The organism is Empedobacter sp. GD03861 (genome assembly GCF_029840885.1).
Lineage (GTDB): Bacteria > Bacteroidota > Bacteroidia > Flavobacteriales > Weeksellaceae > Empedobacter > Empedobacter falsenii_B.
In genome coordinates this window covers 18088-36950 of sequence record NZ_JAOCDJ010000025.1, presented here as the reverse complement: position 1 = coordinate 36950, position 18863 = coordinate 18088, and the positions used below count along the sequence as shown (strand labels likewise).

Sequence of the window (18863 nt, the reverse complement as noted above, 5' to 3'; positions counted from 1 at the left end):
TTAACTCAAAATAAAGGATATTAATTAAAAAAGAACTTCTTAATTGAAGTTCTTTTTTTTTTTAAATCTTATATACTTCGTTTACATTAATCTGTGTTGTAAATAAACCATAGTTTACAAAAACAATTTCTTTTTTTATCTTATCAATTGTTCCAACACTTGAAGAACCATGAATTTTTACTCGATCACCAACTTTCAAAGCATCAATTTTTTTCTGAGTAGCTGCTTTTTCTTTCTTTTCGATGACTTCTTTTTGTTGAGAAATTGTTTCTGAATTTTCTTTTAATTCGCGTTTAACTTCTTTCTCTACAATCTTTTCGATTTTCTTTAATTGTTGAACTTCTTTCGTTTTTTTCGAGTTTTCCATTTCAATTAATTTCAAGAAATTCGAAATCATTTGCTTTTTATTTTTCGTTTTCAAATAAGAATCCGCCATGTCTGAAATACGTTCTCCAAGTTTCAAACGTTTTTGTTCACGATCATATAATTGCTGAAAATCGTATAGTTTTTGTTGAATTTTTTCGTTTGTTTGTTCTAATTTTTCATTGTGTTCAATATTCGTTTCGCGCAACTCTTCAACATGATCTTTTGTTTTCTGAATCTCAAATTTTTCCTGTTGAAGTTTCAAAATGGTTTTATCCAAACTCACTTTTTCACTTTCAACCTTTTTCTTTGCGCGATTAATCAAACGAAACGGAATTTTATTTTTCTCTGCAACCTCAAATGTAAACGAACTTCCGGCTTGTCCAATTTCTAAACGATAAAGCGGTTCCAAACTTTTTTTATCGAACAACATACATGCGTTGATCGCTTCTGGCAAACTTTCTGCACTCAATTTGATATTGGTATAATGCGTCGTAAAAACACCGAAAGAATTACGTTCATAAAATTCTTCAAAGAAAACTTCGGCCAAAGCTCCACCCAATTCTGGATCAGAACCTGTCCCAAATTCATCAACTAACAATAATGTTTTATCATCAGCATTTTTCAAGAAATACGACATTTGTTTTAGACGATAACTGTATGTTGATAAGTGATTTTCAATGGATTGATTATCTCCAATATCTGTGAAAATTTGATTAAAGAATCCAAATTGACTTTCATCTTTTACAGGAACTAAAAGACCGCTCTGGATCATAATTTGAAGCAAACCAATCGTTTTTAACGTAATTGATTTTCCTCCAGCATTTGGACCAGAAATAATGATAATACGACAATCTTCGTTAATTTCTAAACTCTGCGGAATCGTTTTTTGAGCTTTTCTTTTATTGTTTAAGAATAAAACAGGATGATAAGCATCGACTAATTTGATAATTCGATTCTCAGAAAGTTGAGGTAAAATTCCATTAATCAAAAAAGCATAATTTGCTTTCGCTTGTGTAAAATCGATGTATTCTAAAAACGTTTGATATTCTTCAAGATTTGGTTTGTATTCTGCAATTTGAGCAGTTAAATCTAACAAAATCTGAATCACCAAATGTTTTTCTTCTTCTTTTAATTCTTCCCATTCGCGACGAGGATTTTGCACACTTTCTGGCTCAATAAACGTAATCGATCCAGTTTTAGAAGTGCCTAAAAATTGTCCTTTCACACGTTTTCTCAAAGCCGATTTTACAGCCAAAACGCGACGATTTCCAACGACAGATTCTCGAATATCATCTAAATAATCCGAATGATAAGACATTGATTTATTGAATAATTCGGTAATTCGCCCATTCAAATGACGTAAACGATCGCGCACAATTTTCAATTCTGGACTTGCATCGTCTTTGATTTCTCCAAATTTATTGAACACTTGATCGATTAATTTCACGATATTTTTTTCGTAAGTAATCGTTGAAGCTTTCTCGAATAAAACAGGTGCATATTCGTTGAAAGCTGTCAAATATTTCAAGATTTCTTTCACTTGAAGCGTATTTGCCTTGATTTTGAAGAATTCTTCTGCAGGCAAATAATAATTTTCGATTTCTAATCGGCTTAGATTTTCATCTAAAATATAATATTCTGAAAACGGAAAACGATTTCCCGTCTCGAAACTTGTTAAATATTCGTTTGTCGTTTGTAGATCTTGTACCAAAAGTTGGTGATCTTGGTAAGGTTTTAAGTTAAAAATAAACTCCTCAACCTTTTCTGTATAAGCAAATTCTGCGATTTCTTTTTGAACCGCATTAAATTCTAAATCTTTTAAAGTTTGTTCTGATATTTGCATTAACGCAAAATTACGGATAAATTCTTTAGTTAGAAATAAATGACAGATAATACTATTTACATATAGATTTAATAATTTATTAAATCTATAATTTATATTTTGATGGATATTGATTTTTATATTTATGGAATGAAGAGATTAACAGTATTTTGTGGGTCAAGTAATGGCTCAAATAAGATTTTTAAAGAAGAAGCATATAAATTAGGTCAAAAATTAGCAGAAAATAAAATTGAACTTGTTTATGGCGGAGCTAATGTAGGATTAATGGGCGTTATAGCAGATTCAGTTTTAGAAAATAGAGGTGTAGCTATTGGAGTTTTACCAAACTTTTTGAAGAAAGTTGAAGTTGAGTATAAAGGATTAAGTGAACTTATTTTAGTAGATTCTATGCATGAACGTAAGGCGAAAATGAATGAACTTTCTGATGGTGTTATAACTTTACCTGGAGGTTTTGGAACACTTGAAGAGTTTTTCGAAATGTTAACATGGGCTCAATTAGGATTACATAAAAAACCAATTGCTATTTACAATATAGATGGTTTTTTTGATGATCTTTTACTTTTTATTAAAAGTATGGTTACCAAAGGTTTTTTAAAACAAGAAAATTATGATATGCTAATTGTTAGTGACGATCTAGATCTTTTATTTGAGAAATTAAAAAATTATAAAGCTCCTACAGTTGGTAAATGGATAAATGAATCTCAGATTTAGTTTGAAAAATTACTCCAGCAAGTATAAAAAGAATAATTTTGTTTCCATAAAAGAATAATATGGATGTGAAATTAGATGTTTCTTGGAAAGAAGTTTTAAAGAATGAATTTGAAAAGGATTACTTTAAAATATTGACAGATTTTGTACGAAATGAGTATAAAACAAAAACAATATATCCTCCCGCATCCAAAATATTTTCTGCATTTGATTATACGCTTTTTGATGATGTTAAAGTTGTTTTAATTGGTCAAGATCCTTATCATGGAATTGGACAAGCAAATGGTTTGTCTTTTTCGGTTGCCGATGGAATTAAATTACCTCCAAGTTTGCAAAATATTTATAAAGAGTTGAATGATGATTTAGGAATAGGAATTTCGACTTCAGGAAATTTGGAAACATGGGCTAAACAAGGTGTATTATTATTAAATGCAACTTTGACGGTTGAAGCTTCTAAGGCAGGTTCGCACCAGAAAAAAGGTTGGGAAATATTTACAGATGCTGTAATACAGAAGCTTTCTGATCAAAAAGAAAATTTAGTTTTTATACTTTGGGGAGCTTATGCTCAAAAAAAAGGAGCAAAAATTGACCGAAATAAGCATGTTGTTATAGAATCTGCTCATCCTTCTCCATTAGGAGCTTACAGAGGTTTTTGGGGAAGTAAACCTTTTTCGAAAACTAATGATTTTTTGAAAAGTAAGAATCTACAACCTATAAATTGGGAAATCAAAAGTAAATAATTTACATCGCCATAATTTTTTGTAAATAAGAATTAAAAGCTGTAGGGGTGTTTACGTTTATATACGGAACTTTTTCGGTTATTTTTTCTTTTAGAATAGTATAAGTAGCTACAAAAATGGTAACATTTGGAAGATTTTTCGTGATTGATTCGAGATAAATTTCAAGAGAAGTGGAATCATAATTTTTAGAGATATAAATAAAAATATGTGTTATTTGAGTATTTTCAATACATTCTAAAATAGAATTTAAACTCTGATTTTCCCCTAAATAAATTCCTTTTTCGTTATTAATTTTTAAAAGAAGATGAGTATAAATTAATTCTAAATCTTCATTTTCTTTTTCAGGTAAAAATAAAAGCCATTTACGAGAATTTTGATCTGAATATGAAATTGATTTAATCAAATAAAATAGATGTTTTCTAATTAAATTTTTAGAAAAGGAAATAACCGATTCTTGAATCGTATACTTTTCCAGAATGATAGACATTTTGCTTAAAAAAGGAAAAACAATATCTATACAACATTTTTCGATTCCAATTTTATTGAAACAAAGTGTAAGAATAGCGTCAAAGAAACGTGTGTCATATGAAAAACAAGAACAGATTAATAACTCAATAATAGGTTCGTAACTTTTGTTTTTCTGGATATAATTTTGAATTTCAAATTCGGATAAAAGTTGTATTTCTGAAAGTGATTTTACACTTAAATTTTCTACTGTATATTTTTTGTTTGATTCAATTAAAAAAGAAATAATAATAACTTTTTTTAAGTGATCGTGGTTAAATAATGAATTTTTATCAATCTTATCCTCGTTAAACAATTTGAACTTTTTATCCCATAAAACAATCATTTGTTCATCTAGTCTTGACAGATCTGATAGATCTTTTAGAGAATAAGTATTCATAAGTAGAATTCTAAAATAGTTCTCTTTAAAGTTAATAATATATTGTAAATAAATCAATATAAATTATAGTGATTTATTAATAAAACATTAATATTTTATTGAATATGATAATTTTATCTGCACGAAAAACATTGAAATTTATGTTATCTTAGCAAGAGTCATAAAAAATCAAAATCACAAATAAATGTCACAAATTACTCAAGAAGAAAAGAAAGAAAAGTTTGTACATCCAATACAAGAAGTATACACTCCTAAAAACAAAGTACGTATTGTAACTGCTGCTGCTTTGTTTGATGGGCATGATGCGTCGATTAATATTATGCGTCGCATTATTCAAGCAACGGGTTGCGAGGTAATCCATTTAGGTCACGATAAATCGGTTGAAGATGTTGTAAATACTGCGATACAAGAAGATGCAAATGCAATTGCAATGACATCTTATCAAGGAGGTCACAACGAATATTTCAAATATATGTACGATTTGCTTCAAGAAAAAGGAGCGGGTCATATCCGCATCGTTGGAGGTGGAGGTGGAGTAATTTTACCGTCAGAAATTAAAGAGTTGATGGATTACGGAATTACACGTTTATACTCTCCTGATGATGGTCGCGAATTAGGTTTGCAAGGAATGATTAATGATATGGTGGAGAAAGCAGATTTTCCGACAGGGCCATTAGAATTGCCAGAAGGAAAAGATGTTTATCAATCATTAGAAGATAAAGATATCACGACGATTGCGCGACTAATTTCGTTGGCAGAAAATCGTGAAGAAGATTTTTTGAAGGCATTTGATTTCGATAAAGTAGCTGATAAATCTGCACCGGTTTTAGGAATTACGGGAACAGGAGGAGCAGGAAAATCGTCTATGGTAGATGAATTAGTGCGTCGTTTTTTGATTGATTTTCCAGAAAAATCAATTGCTTTGGTTTCTGTCGATCCATCAAAAAAGAAAACGGGTGGTGCTTTGTTAGGAGATCGTATTCGAATGAATTCTATCAACAATCCTCGTGTTTATATGCGTTCGCTGGCTACTCGTCAATCAAATTTAGCGTTATCGAAATATGTGGAGGAAGCGATTCAGGTGTTGAAAGCTGCGAAATATGATTTGATTATTTTAGAAACTTCTGGAATTGGTCAGTCAGATACCGAAATTTTAGATCATTCTGATGCTTCATTGTATATCATGACGCCAGAATTTGGTGCTGCAACGCAATTAGAGAAGATTGATATGTTAGATTTTGCTGACATTGTGGCGATTAATAAATTCGATAAACGTGGTGCGTTAGATGCCTTACGCGATGTAAAAAAACAATACCAACGTAATCATAATCTTTGGGATATAAATCCTGATGAAATGCCTGTTTTTGGAACAATTGCTTCACAATTTAACGATCCAGGAACCAATCAATTATACCAATCAATCATTGATAAAGTGGTTGAAAAAACAAATGCAGATTTGAAATCTTCTTTTCAAATTACAAAAGAAATGTCAGAGAAAATCTTTGTTATTCCACCATCAAGAACGCGTTATTTATCAGAGATTGCTGAAAATAATCGTGGATATGATGTTCGTGCAAATGCACAGAGAGATGTAGCTCAAAAACTATATGGTTTCTTTAAAACAATTGAAACACTTTCTGGAAAAAAGCCAACAATTTCTCAACACGGAATTGATATTTCTGGAACTGAAAATGCAGATTTAGTTAAAATTCTTTTAGCTGAATTTGATAAATTAAAAATGAATTTAGATCCTTTCAACTGGGAAGTAATCACGACTTGGGACGAAAAGGTAAACAAATATAAAAATCCAGTTTATACATTTAAAGTGCGTGATAAAGAAATTAAAATTCAGACACATTCTGAGTCTTTATCGCATTTACAAATCCCTAAAATTGCATTGCCAAAGTACGAAGCTTGGGGCGATATTTTACGTTGGGTTTTACAAGAAAACGTACCGGGTGAGTTTCCTTTTACTTCGGGATTATATCCATTTAAACGTGAAGGTGAGGATCCAACGCGTATGTTTGCGGGTGAAGGTGGACCAGAGCGTACCAATCGTCGTTTCCATTATGTATCGAAAGGAATGCCAGCAAAGCGTTTGTCTACAGCGTTTGATTCGGTAACTTTGTATGGAAATGATCCAGGTCATCGTCCTGATATTTACGGAAAAATTGGTAATGCTGGAGTTTCGATTTGTTGTTTAGATGATGCGAAGAAATTATATTCTGGTTTCGATTTATCACATCCAGATACTTCGGTTTCGATGACGATTAACGGTCCTGCGCCTATGTTGTTAGGTTTCTTTATGAATGCCGCAATTGATCAAAATTGTGAAAAATACATCAAAGAAAATGGTTTAGAAGCTGAAATTGAAGCAAAAATCAAAGCTATTTACGAAGATAAAGGTTTGGAAAGACCTCGTTACAATGGCGATTTACCAGAAGGAAATGATGGTTTGGGGTTAATGCTTTTGGGTGTAACTGGTGATCAGGTTTTACCTGCAGAAGTTTATGCTGAAATTAAGAAAAATACGTTAGCTCAGGTTCGTGGAACTGTTCAGGCAGATATTTTAAAAGAAGACCAAGCACAAAATACGTGTATTTTCTCAACAGAATTTGCGTTGCGTTTAATGGGCGATGTGCAAGAATATTTCATCAATCAAAATGTACGTAATTTCTATTCGGTTTCTATTTCGGGTTACCATATTGCTGAAGCAGGAGCGAATCCTATTACGCAGTTAGCGTTTACGTTAGCTAACGGATTTACGTATGTTGAGTATTATTTATCTCGCGGAATGGATATCAATGCGTTTGGGCCAAACTTATCGTTTTTCTTCTCCAATGGTATCGATCCAGAATATTCAGTAATTGGTCGTGTGGCGCGTAAAATTTGGGCAAAAGCCTTGAAAAATAAATACGGAGCTAACGAACGTGCACAAATGTTGAAATACCATATTCAAACTTCGGGTCGATCGTTACACGCGCAAGAAATTGATTTCAACGATATTCGTACGACGTTGCAAGCTTTATATGCGATTTACGACAACTGTAACTCGTTACACACTAATGCGTACGATGAAGCAATTACAACGCCAACAGAAGAATCGGTTCGCCGTGCAATGGCTATTCAGTTGATTATCAATAAAGAATTAGGTTTAGCGAAGAACGAAAATCCAATTCAAGGTTCATTTATAATTGAAGAATTAACGGATTTAGTAGAAGAAGCAGTTTTACAAGAATTTGATCGTATTACAGAACGTGGTGGCGTTTTAGGAGCGATGGAAACGATGTATCAACGTTCTAAAATTCAGGAAGAATCATTGTATTACGAAACATTGAAACACAACGGAACGTTCCCAATTATTGGTGTAAATACGTTCTTAAGTTCAAAAGGTTCGCCAACAGTGGTTCCTGCGGAGGTTATTCGTGCAACAGAAGAGGAAAAACAATTTCAAATTAAAACTAAAGAAAACTTGAATAAAATTAATGAACAACAAGCTGAAAGTGCATTAGAAACTGCACAACAAGCGGCTATTAACAATCAAAATATTTTTGAAGTGTTGATGGAAGCAACCAAAGTTTGTTCATTAGGACAAATCACTTCTGCCTTATTCGAAGTAGGCGGACAGTACCGTAGAAATATGTAATTTTTTTATTAATAATACTTTAACAGCCTCATCTTTTGATGGGGTTGTTTTCTTTTAAAAATACTTATAAACTAATATGAAAAAAAATGTAATTGTAGCTTTATTCACCTTGTTAGCAATGCCAAGTTTTGCACAAAAAGTTTTACATACCAATGAAAAAATGCTTGAAATAAAAGTAAATGGTAAAATATCAAGCAAATCTTGGGCTATTAATTCTAAAATTAAGCCAGATGTTTTTATGGCAGAAGTTTCAAATGAAAAGAGTGAAGTGATTTATTCTGATGGAAAGAATAATCTTTCTTTTGATTTAAAAAAAGGTGAAACGATTGATTTTTTAATCATTCAGAATAAGAAAGATACCGCTTATCAACGTATTATTGGAATTGCACCTAACGTAAATTTTACAAAAGATTATATCAATAAATATAAAGGAAAAACTGAAGTTGCGATTCCGGAAGTGAGTGAATTGGTCAATATTTTAATGGCTTTGCATCCCGATGCTGAGAAAGAAATTAATATGTTTGACACCAAAACAGAATATTATAAACAAGTAAAAGAGTACTTTAAGCCTTATTTGAATCATCCTGCGATAGATACGATTAAAAAATATATTACAGATTTACAGTATATTGAGGATTACAAAGGAAATATGTTTTCTAATACAAGTTATCGCTATTATTATGCCTTGAAAATGAATGCTTGTGCATATAATTTTGATAAAAACGGAGAGATTAAAAATAATGGAAACATAGGTCAAATGGCAAAAGGCTGGTATACGTTTGATCCGATGAAAGATGCAAAAGTGTTCCAAGATTTTGCAAAAGTGAGTAATTTTAGAGTATTCTATAAGAACAACCAACCGTATTATACAGAACTTTTGCAAAGGTATAATCAATTAAATCCAATTCAGAAAATGCAAAATTGGTTGGATAAAAAGTTCGGATTTGGTTATGGTTCATACGCAGTATATTTTTCGCCGTTAATTTATGGAGCGCATTCTACATCGCGTTTTGAGGATAACGGATTTACACAAACTATTATGTTCATTGCTCGTGCAGATTTTGATTCAAAATTGACTCCTACGCAAAATGAATTGTTAGAATCACGTGTTGTATTTACTGAAATCGATCATAATTATGTAAATCCTGTTTCTGATAAATATGTGAAACAAATCAATGAAGCATTGTCAAATCGTAAAAAGTGGGCGAAACCTACAATAACTGATATGTATGAATCACCTTACAAGGTTTTTAACGAATACATGACTTTTGCTGTTTATACATTATATGTTCATGATAATTATAGCAAAACAGATTTGGATAAATATTTGCCAGAATTGAATGGAATGATGAGTAATATGAGAGGTTTTGCGAAATTTACAGATTTTAATCAAGTAATGCTTGCAAAGTACAAAGAAAATCCATCAATTAATATGACTGATTTATATGAATATATGCTTGATTGGTGTAAAAAAGAGAATGAAATAGATTAGTTTTTTATACAAATAATAGATTTTTTTAATTTCAAACATGAAAAATTTCCTACTCAAAAAAGATATACAAATTTCTGCAAAACGATATTTTATCGATGCAATGGGCGCAATGGCTTATGGTTTATTTGCGACTTTATTGGTTGGTACAATTTTGAAAACTATTGGTGAAGAGTTAGATATTTCTTTTTTAACTGATATTGTTTGGCCAGTTGCGAATCAAGCGACAGGACCTGCGATAGCATTGGCTATTGCTTATAGTTTACGAGCACCTCAATTGGTGTTATTTTCGTCAGCAGTTATAGGAATTGCAGCATATCAATTAGGTGGACCTTTAGGTGTTTTTATAGCGACAATTGTAGCGGTTGAAGTGGGAAAAATGGTAGCAGGCGAAACACGTATAGATATTGTAATTACACCGATTATTACTGTTTTGGTTGGAGTAATCTTAGCACAAATCATTGGTCCTTCTGTTCAACAAATGATGAAATGGATTGGTGAAATAATTATATTTTCAACCGATTCTAATCCTTTGATAATGGGAGTTGTAATTGCTGTAATTGTCGGTATGGTTTTGACTTTACCAATTTCATCAGCTGCTTTGTGTCTAATGTTAGAATTAGACGGTTCAGCAGCTGGAGCTGCAACAATAGGTTGTTGTGCACAAATGATTGGATTTGCTACAATCAGTTTTAAGGATAATGGTTTGAAAGGTGTTTTAGCACAAGGATTAGGGACAAGTATGTTACAGGTTCCGAACATTTATAAAAATTGGAAAATTTGGATTCCACCAACTTTAGCTTCAGCGATTATAGGTCCAATTGCAATTATTTATTTCAATATGGAAAATACAGCTCTAGAATCGGGGATGGGTTCTTGTGGTTTGGTTGGACAAATAGGAACTTTCAATGCTATGAAATCTAAATATGATACTTCATATATTTTAACTTCAATATTAATTTTGCAAATCATTGCTCCAGCAATTATTTCATATTTAATTTACATTTTCATGAAAAAGAAAAACTGGATAAAAGATGGTGATATGAAGTTGAGGTAAATAAAAAATCGGTTGGATAATTCCAACCGATTTTTTATTTAGTTTATACAATATTGATTATTGTAATTTCGAAAAATCAATTTGTGGTGCAGTTTGTTTGTTATCAAACTTGAAAGCTGTTCCAGGTTGTTCAATTTCATTAAAAAAGCCTCCCATCTTCAAGAAATATCCAGTAGATGTTGTTCCTCCAGTTGCATCAATACGTTGATTTGCTTTATAAGTTGCATCAACAGTTAATTTTGCTCCATTTACTTTTTTCCATTCTCCATCATAAACCCATTGATTGTTGAAGTTTACTTTTCTAGTTAAGTAACCTTGTGTTGGCATAAAATTTTCTAGGAAAGAGTGAAATCTTTTTAGGTATGTATTTGTTTTAGGGCGTTTAAAGCTTGCGATGATTTGCCAATTATTCGTTTCTGGCATAAAAAACCAAGCTGTATAAGTTGTCGAATTATCACCATTTGGAACACCTTTCAATAAGAATTTATACGTTGTATCGGCTTTCCAATTGTATTTCATATAACTTTGTCCACCAGAACCTTCGTTACCGAATTCTCCTGTTTTCACATTGTCTCCTTTCTTTAACAAAACGATTTTTTCATCATCAGGAATACTTTTTGGGTCATCAGTTACGAAAGGACTCCAAACTGAAAAAAAAATACGTCTTTCCGTTTGTGAATTAGCTTGAATTCCGAAATATCCTTCTCCAAAACCGTTTGCCATATAATAAGAACCAATTATATCAGCGTCTTTTGGTACAACGATTTCATTGTAGTAATATCAAACATTTTTCTCTGTAGGGATTTCGTAAGCCAAATGGCAAGAAGGTCCACGTCTCGCCCAATAATAGTACTGCGGATCGTTGCTATAAATAATTCCGTTGTCTACTGCAGTTCCACTAACTATCAAATCTGTAATAGGGATTTCGCCTTTCAATCCGCTTAAATCAACAGAAACATAACCCGGTTTTGAAATAGCGAATGTACCTACAGAAATAGTTTTATCAGTAGATTTCCAATTGTATTTTTTTGTTTTTTTATTGAAACCAACATTTAATTGAGCGTCATTTTTAGCTTCACCCTTTAATTGAATATTAACATTTCCAGTTCCTAAAACTTTGAAATACGTTTTTGTTACATTTTTAGTTTGTGGAGAAATTAAAGCATTCACTTTTGTAACTGTAGAAGATGATCCTTCTTTATGACCGACTTCAAAAGCATTTCCAACCAAAGGAATGTCATAAGTTTTTGTTTGTTGTGCGATTACATTTCCTCCAACCAAAACGGAAAGAGAGAATAAGATGTAATGAATTGTTTTCATGGTGTTAATTTAATTTATATTTTAATAATTCGTATCCCCTCCTTCAAGACTAACTGTATTTGATTCTTTTACAGTTTTTTTAAGAACATTTTTATCATCATTGTTATTCTTCGGTTGATTTATTTCTTTTTCAATGATTTGTGTAGGTGATCTATCTACAGCATTAATTTGTGGTTGGTTTTCTTCAATCTTTTGATTTTCAGTAGTTTTTCGGTTGGTGTTACGCAATTTATCCAACAAACGTTTTGCTTGCTTAGCTTCTTCGGTTCCGTCATAAGCCGTAATTACAATTTCTAAAGCTTGCTCAAAATCGCTATCTTTTCCAGTTTGTTTGATTACATAAGCATTTAATAAAGCAAATTTAGCAATGATAATTTCAGTAGGAAATTTTACAATTACTTCTTGTACTTTTTTCTTTACGTCATCATATTTTTTATCTTGATACAACGTGTATGCAACTTTGTAGGCTTCTAAAGCTTCTTTTGTTTCAGCAGTGATGTATTCAACTTCTGGATTAAGAATATAACCTGCATAAATCGTATTTGGATACTTTGTTAGAATCACATTTTTGTATTCATCTTCTAATTTTTGATCACGATTTTTATAAATACGATACAATTGATAAGTCGCTTTTAATAACACATCATCAGATTTTGGAGGCGAAGCAACCAAGGCTTTCAATTCTTTTCCAGCTAATTCAGCATTATTGAAAATATCAAAATATCCTGTACCTAAAGACAATTGCGTTGTATCTCTCACAACTTTCAACTCATTCAATACTTTCTGAGAAGTTGGAATTTGATCTAAATAATAATCAAGTTCAAAACGTCTTGGATCGCCAGCAGCAATTTGCCCTGTCAATTCATTCTGTTTGTCCTCAATTACAGTACTTATCGCATTCGAATTTCTCCAATTATCTTTCAACGAAATTCCTCCCCAAATACGTTGGAATTCTTGCTGTCCAGTCGATTTTAAATTTTGATTATAGAAATAGAATTTTCCTTTATCAGCATTATTGAAACTCGTCGTAAAACTTGCTGTTTTATTCTCTAACTGAAAAGTTTCCATTTCTTTTTGCTCTTCTATAGCTTGCTTTTCTTCTTTTTTCTTTAATTTTTCAATATAATCTGTGAAGAATTTTGATTGATCTTCTTTTGGAAGTGCAGCAAGTTTTAGAATCGAATCATTTTTCTGAACTAAATAATGTTTTTCCATCAATTTTTTCAAAACATCATTTCGTTTCTGAATACGCGTTTGATCTTCTGGCAAATTATAACTTGTTTGTGCCGAATCATAATAAGCCGATGCGTAAACATAATCGTTTTGCTTGAACTTTATATCACCATAATTTTCGAAAGCGCGCCCACGAATATAAGGATCAGACATTGGTTCCTTCAAACTCAATTTTGCATATTCTACAGCATCATCCATTTTGTCAGCTCGAAAAGCCATTTCAGAAATTCCGTAATATAACTCGTTTTTCTTCGATGCATAAATTCCTTTATTCGAGATGTCCAACAAGTTTTGCTTGTAATTTCCGTAATTATTAATTTTTGGATCAAAATTAGCTGCAATCGCCAACTGCGATTTGATTTCCATATCAAATCCAGGCTTCATTTTATAAACTTGCGTGAAAGCTTCACCAGCTTCTTGTTGTTTTCCTAATTTAGAAAAAACTTGTCCTAACGTATAAAATATTCGAACTCGTTCATCTTTATTTGTAGAAAAATATTCGGCTTTTTGCAATGGATCAAGTGCTTCTTCGTACTTTTTTTGATCAATTAAAAATTGAGCATAGGTACGCGCAATCATTGTTTTTAATTCTTTACTTTTATACGGATCGTTTTCGTAAAGTTTTTGTAAAGTTTCGATTCCATCAAAGTAATTTCCACCTTTTATTTCGGCAACAGTTTTGTAAACATGCGCTTCTTGCGCGTATTTAGAATCTTTGAAATTTTTGACAACATAGTTTAAAGCATCAAGCGCTTCAAAGTATTTTTTTTGATAAAATAATGATTTTCCAATCAATAAATAAGCGCGACCCATCAAAGGATTATTTTCTTTTCCTTTAATTAACATCGAATGTTTTTCGATTGCTTTCGAAGCTTTTGCCTCTACAGCAGCAAATCCAAGAGGTTTTTCTACTTTATCTTGATTATTTCGATTTCCACTTCCAATACCAAAATTGGGCGTATTAAATTCACCTAAATTAGCAGAGTCCGAAACAGAAAAATATTCTATTCCAACAGGTAAAATCTTCGAGTAATTTTCTACATAATTTGTTTGTAGTTCTGTGTTCTTTTTTTCTAACTCATCCTCAGCATTGAATACTCCATTAAACCACGATGTCATCTTGTGATATTGTCGGTTTTTGAAACTATTTTTTTGCGTAGAACAGCCGATTAAAAAACTTGCGGCGAAGATACTCAGTACAATCTTTTTCATGATAGCGAATAAAAACAAATCTACAATAAAACGTTCGATTAGAAAAAATCTTGTATCCTTCGAAAAAATAAGATAATTTTATGTGGAATAGAAATAATAGAGAAGCGACTTTTTACGGGATGATTATAAAATGATAGCTAACGTTTTAGCTTTAATGTAATTAGTGATTTGACTAAGAAAAATCATTGCAATTGTTGTTAAATTATTTAGAATATTCGTTTAAATTCGACCAATAATAATGTTTTAAAGGAACAGCATGAAAGCTTTTTTAGCGAAAATTTTTGCAAAATACATTGTCAACAAAGAACAAAAGTGGATAAATAATCCGCTAGAAACACAAGACAAAATTCTAAATGAATTGATTATTGCTGCAAAAAATACAAAGTTTGGAGTTGATCATCATTTTGAATCAATCAAAAATTATGAAGATTTCAAATCGCAAGTTCCAATCAACGATTATGAAGGTTTGAAACATTATTTTGATGAGGTAATTGAAGGGAAACCTGATATTCTTTGGCCTGGAAAACCTCTTTATTTGGCTAAAACTTCTGGAACAACTTCTGGTGCAAAATATATTCCGCTTACAAAAGAGTCTGTTCCATCGCATATAAATTCTGCTCGAAATGCTTTATTGTTTTATATTAATGAAACAAAGAATTCTAATTTTGTTGACGGGAAAATGATTTTCTTACAAGGAAGTCCAATTCTTGAAGATAAAAACGGATTGAAAGTTGGTCGACTTTCTGGAATTAGTGCGCATTTTGTTCCAAATTATTTGCAAAAAAATCGTTTGCCGTCTTATGAAACAAATGTGATTGAAGATTGGGAAACGAAAGTGGATAGAGTAGTGGATGAAACAGTGAAAGCTGATATGACGCTGATTTCTGGGATTCCGCCTTGGTTGATTATGTATTTTGAACGATTGATTAAAGTTTCTGAAAAAGAAAACGTTCAGTCGATTTTTAAGAATTTACAACTAATGGTAACAGGAGGTGTAAATTATGAACCTTATCGCGATAAAGTGAATCAACTAATTGGTCGAAAAATAGATTGTATTCAGACATATCCAGCTTCAGAAGGGTTTATTGCGTATCAAGATTCTCAAAAAAATGATGATTTATTACTTTTATTGAATAATGGAATTTTTTATGAATTTGTTCCAGTTGAAGAGTTTTTTGATGAAAATCCAACCCGAATTTCATTGAAAGATGTTGAAGTAGGAAAAGATTATGTTCTAATTCTCAATACAAACGCAGGTTTGTGGGGATATAATATTGGTGACACAGTTCGTTTTACTTCGATAAAACCTTATAGAATTGTTGTTTCTGGTCGAATTAAACATTATACATCTGCTTTTGGTGAGCATGTAATTGGTCACGAAGTGGAACAGGCGTTGCAAAAAACTTTAGAAAAATATCCAGCGAGTGTAAATGAGTTTACAGTTGCGCCTCAAGTTAATCCAGCAGAAGGTTTGCCATATCACGAATGGTTAATAGAATTTGATCAAAAACCACAAGATATAACTATTTTTAATCAAGAATTAGATACACAAATGCGTCGCCAAAATACGTATTACGATGATTTGATTACGGGAAATATCTTGCGTCCGCTTGTCGTTTCTGAAGTTAAAACAGAAGGTTTTCAGCATTATATGAAATCGATAGGGAAATTAGGTGGACAAAATAAAGTTCCTCGTTTGTCTAATAATCGCGAAATTGCAGATGAATTTTACAGTCTAAACTTAATTACTACAAATTGAACACACACACAACAATAGATAAAATGATTTACAAAACGGTAAAAAGTTCATTGGTAACTTTTTCGCAATTAATGCTTCCGTCACATTCCAATTTTAGTGGAAAAATACACGGTGGATTCATTCTTTCTCTACTCGATCAAATTGCATTCGCATGTGCTTCCAAATATTCTGGAAAATACTGTGTTACGGCGTCTGTGGATAGAGTAGATTTCTTAACGCCAGTAGAAGTAGGAGAATTATTAACGCTAAAAGCATCGGTAAACTATGTCGGAAGAACGTCAATCGTCGTAGGAATTCGAGTAGAAAGTCAAAACATCCAAACTGGCGAAATTAAACATTGTAATTCGTCTTATTTTACGATGATTTGCAAAGAGGAAAATGGAGAAAAAGCTGAAGCTCCAAAATTAATTTTGAAGAATCTGAACGAAGTTCGACGCTTTTATAAAGCTTTGCATCGAATTGAAGAACATTCAAAAGCAAAAGAGCAAATAAAAGATCCAATTGATTATAAATCACAAGATTTAATTGATCATTTATTGGACAATCATTTTGTTAAAATAGAACTAGATTAAAGTTTTTACATCATTAATAAATAACTCAATTCTGAAAATGGATTGAGTTTTTTTGGTATTATATATTTGATAAATAGTTGTTTGTAATTTGTCCCCCCAATTGTCCCCCTCAAAAAAATTGAATATTGAACAATCATTACTAAATTGCAAATTATTTGATTTTAAGAAAATTAGGCATTGTATTTGTTTTATTAATCTTTAATACCAAAACCAAACTTTTTATTTAATTCATTATTATGAAAACTTTCTTCAAATTTTTATTACTATTGATAGCAAGTACAACTATTTCATTTGCAAATAGTCAATTAATACAAACAAATTTTAGTAAAAATAGCCCTAAATCTTCAAATCCTATTAGTTTTGCTGTAGCAGGAAGTGTACTTGTTTTAGCTTTTTGTGCTTTTCGTTTCAGAAAAAAAATTGTCTAAAAGCGAAACAAATCCTTTTTTTCAAAATCAGAAAAACAATTTAATTTTTAAATTTGTAGAATGAAATATTTATTCATTTTACTTGTATTGTTAGTGTTGTTTGTTATTTACAAAAAACTAAAAACAGCTCAAATAGAAAAGCCACTTCCAAAAGAAGAAGAACCAAAAATATCGTTTTTAAAAATTGAAAAAAATGATGATTTGATTGATGATTCCAATCAACAAATTATAGATTATCAAGTAAAAATAGATTCGGTAACAAAGAAAAAAAATACATTAGAATTTTTAATTTCTATTCAAAATAATACCGAAAAAACAGTTCGTATAAATATCGTTGAAGCTGATTTTTATTCAAATTTTTCTCAAAAAAAAATCAAAGCTGATGTTACATTTTATGGAGAATTGGCAATGGGGACAAATGATATCTTACTAAAAAACACCGTTTTACGCGAATCTCACGTTATCCGAAATATTTATTTTTTCGAAACAGATTTAATTCATTTTAATCAAAACGATTATCTGGAAATTGATATAGAAATTAATGGAGAACATCATCAGTTCAAAAACTATTTTCATCAAACAACTTTCGAATCGATTAAATACATTCAGTAATCTGATTTTTTGATTTGAATTGTAAGGCTTAATTTTGCATTTCAGAATTTAGAGATATGAAACATATACAATTGATGCTTGGAAGCTTGATGCTTTTTGGATTAACAGCTTGTCAAACACCAAAAATAGTTACTGAACAACAACCAGTTCAGCAAAAAAGTTTGCAAGTTGATGGTAAAATTTATGCTGCATTTTTTCAACAACGTGCTGCTGAATATCAAGCCTTAAGCCAGCAAGCTTATAATGTTGCTAAAATGAGATTGGATGAAGCAATTGCGACAAAAGGCGCAAAACCTTTAGCGATTGTAACGGATATTGACGAAACTTTTTTGGATAATTCGTACTATGCAGTAGAAATGGCGCGTCAAGGAAAAACGTGGTCGCAAGAAACTTGGGCAAATTGGACGTCGAAAGGAATTGCAACTCCTTTGGCTGGTTCTCAAGAGTTTTTTCAGTATGCAGCGAGTAAAGGTGTTCAGATTTTTTACGTTACAAATCGATACGAAGTAGAGCGTCCTGGAACTTTGGCAAATTTAGAAAAATACAATTATCCAATTCAAAGTGCTCAGAATTTGATTTTGAGAAGTAAAGAAAGTAGCAAAGAAGCACGTCGTCAAAATATTTCGAAAGATTATGACATTGTTTTATTGTTAGGAGATAGTTTAACAGATTTTTCTTCTTTATTTGATAATCATAAATCTGAAAAAGAAAGAGCGGCAGCTGTAGAAACTTTAAAATCTGAATTTGGAAAACGATTTATTGTATTGCCGAATGTTGGATATGGAGATTGGGAATCTGCAATATTTGATTACAAATATGACTTGACGCAAGAGCAAAGAGATTCGATTATATACGAAGCTGCGAGAGAAACTCCTGTGAAATAAAGAATAAATACACAATGAAAACTGTCTTAATCGGACAGTTTTTTTTTGATTTATAAAAAAGTGAGAAATTAAATTTTAAATACATTTAAC

General features: G+C 31.3%; 13 protein-coding genes and 1 pseudogene. 9 read left to right on the top strand and 5 right to left on the bottom strand.

All coding sequences use genetic code 11. The features are described 5' to 3' along the window. Positions 1-61: 61 nt before the first annotated feature. Entirely contained in the window at positions 62-2209 is a 2148-nt protein-coding gene (locus tag N5D03_RS11020) for a DNA mismatch repair protein MutS (protein WP_280051674.1), read from the bottom strand. A 129-nt stretch (positions 2210-2338) separates the two neighbouring features. Between N5D03_RS11020 and N5D03_RS11015 the strand changes: the two genes are divergently transcribed. Together N5D03_RS11015 and N5D03_RS11010 are read left to right on the top strand one after the other, a co-directional pair. Continuing rightward, positions 2339-2920: a TIGR00730 family Rossman fold protein gene (locus N5D03_RS11015; RefSeq protein WP_280051676.1), complete on the top strand. Its 582-nt coding sequence runs from the start codon at positions 2339-2341 to the stop codon at positions 2918-2920. 59 nt (positions 2921-2979) lie between these two features. Then, on the top strand, positions 2980-3657 hold the full coding sequence (locus tag N5D03_RS11010) for a uracil-DNA glycosylase (protein ID WP_280051672.1): 678 nt from the start codon (positions 2980-2982) through the stop codon (positions 3655-3657). Position 3658: 1 nt separating this feature from the next. Here the strand turns inward: N5D03_RS11010 and N5D03_RS11005 are convergent, their stop codons facing one another. Beyond that, positions 3659-4561 (bottom strand): hypothetical protein, encoded by a 903-nt coding sequence (locus N5D03_RS11005; RefSeq protein WP_280037630.1) that lies wholly within the window; start codon positions 4559-4561, stop codon positions 3659-3661. Positions 4562-4745: 184 nt separating this feature from the next. Here N5D03_RS11005 and N5D03_RS11000 point away from each other — a divergent pair, with 184 nt between their 5' ends. The 3 genes from N5D03_RS11000 (at position 4746) to N5D03_RS10990 (ending at position 10753) form a co-directional block, all read left to right on the top strand. After that, on the top strand, positions 4746-8207 hold the full coding sequence (locus N5D03_RS11000) for a methylmalonyl-CoA mutase family protein (RefSeq protein WP_280051671.1): 3462 nt from the start codon (positions 4746-4748) through the stop codon (positions 8205-8207). Between the two features lie 76 nt (positions 8208-8283). Continuing rightward, the gene (locus tag N5D03_RS10995; RefSeq protein WP_125350330.1) at positions 8284-9699 is read left to right on the top strand and encodes a DUF4932 domain-containing protein; all 1416 of its coding nucleotides are present in this window, start codon (positions 8284-8286) and stop codon (positions 9697-9699) included. Between the two features lie 37 nt (positions 9700-9736). Then, positions 9737-10753: a PTS sugar transporter subunit IIC gene (locus N5D03_RS10990; protein WP_125350329.1), complete on the top strand. Its 1017-nt coding sequence runs from the start codon at positions 9737-9739 to the stop codon at positions 10751-10753. Positions 10754-10810: 57 nt separating this feature from the next. Here the strand turns inward: N5D03_RS10990 and N5D03_RS10985 are convergent, their stop codons facing one another. From N5D03_RS10985 to N5D03_RS10975, 3 genes and pseudogenes are all read right to left on the bottom strand, one after another. After that, a complete protein-coding gene (locus tag N5D03_RS10985) occupies positions 10811-11413 on the bottom strand; it encodes a DUF3472 domain-containing protein (protein WP_280051675.1) in 603 nt (200 codons plus the stop codon). A gap of 27 nt (positions 11414-11440) precedes the next feature. After that, positions 11441-12073, bottom strand: a pseudogene (locus tag N5D03_RS10980) (DUF5077 domain-containing protein); the annotation flags it as partial. 21 nt (positions 12074-12094) lie between these two features. Then, complete coding sequence (locus tag N5D03_RS10975) at positions 12095-14425, bottom strand: tetratricopeptide repeat protein (protein ID WP_280037628.1); 2331 nt, start codon at positions 14423-14425, stop codon at positions 12095-12097. A gap of 349 nt (positions 14426-14774) precedes the next feature. Here N5D03_RS10975 and N5D03_RS10970 point away from each other — a divergent pair, with 349 nt between their 5' ends. From N5D03_RS10970 to N5D03_RS10955, 4 genes are all read left to right on the top strand, one after another. After that, entirely contained in the window at positions 14775-16277 is a 1503-nt protein-coding gene (locus N5D03_RS10970; RefSeq protein ID WP_280051670.1) for a GH3 auxin-responsive promoter family protein, read from the top strand. A 23-nt stretch (positions 16278-16300) separates the two neighbouring features. Continuing rightward, positions 16301-16849 (top strand): acyl-CoA thioesterase, encoded by a 549-nt coding sequence (locus tag N5D03_RS10965; RefSeq protein WP_180906805.1) that lies wholly within the window; start codon positions 16301-16303, stop codon positions 16847-16849. 488 nt (positions 16850-17337) lie between these two features. Further along, complete coding sequence (locus N5D03_RS10960; protein WP_280051669.1) at positions 17338-17889, top strand: hypothetical protein; 552 nt, start codon at positions 17338-17340, stop codon at positions 17887-17889. A 56-nt stretch (positions 17890-17945) separates the two neighbouring features. Beyond that, on the top strand, positions 17946-18773 hold the full coding sequence (locus tag N5D03_RS10955) for a 5'-nucleotidase, lipoprotein e(P4) family (protein ID WP_125350322.1): 828 nt from the start codon (positions 17946-17948) through the stop codon (positions 18771-18773). The last annotated feature ends 90 nt before the right edge of the window (positions 18774-18863 follow it).